Origin of the sequence: Paraburkholderia sp. BR10937, from assembly GCF_040965695.1 — a bacterium.
Classification (GTDB): Bacteria; Pseudomonadota; Gammaproteobacteria; order Burkholderiales; family Burkholderiaceae; genus Paraburkholderia.
In genome coordinates this window covers 1-244 of record NZ_JBFRCL010000244.1, presented here as the reverse complement: position 1 = coordinate 244, position 244 = coordinate 1, and the positions used below count along the sequence as shown (strand labels likewise).

Here is a 244-nt window from a genome sequence, read left to right as displayed (position 1 = left end):
GCTTGCTCGAGCACTCGCGCGCGAAACGGCCGCGGGTGGCCTGAAAACCAAGGTTGCGGATCTCGACACGCAGCAGGGAACAACCGTTGACTGGCATCGCACGCGCATGGATGCCGGCATCGAACCGTCCAGTTCGCGACGCGCGTAAGTGCTGAGTTTGATGAGCGCATCAGAACGATCGCACAGCGCGACAACCTCCTGCTGGTTGAGATTCTGGAAAGGGCTCTCGATGCCTACGAAAACC

1 pseudogene is annotated in these 244 nt (G+C 60.2%); it reads left to right on the top strand.

Going from position 1 to position 244, the window contains the following annotated elements:
- Positions 1–127 (top strand): annotated as a pseudogene (locus AB4Y44_RS42815) (ParA family protein); the annotation flags it as partial.
- Between the last annotated feature and the right edge of the window lie 117 nt (positions 128–244).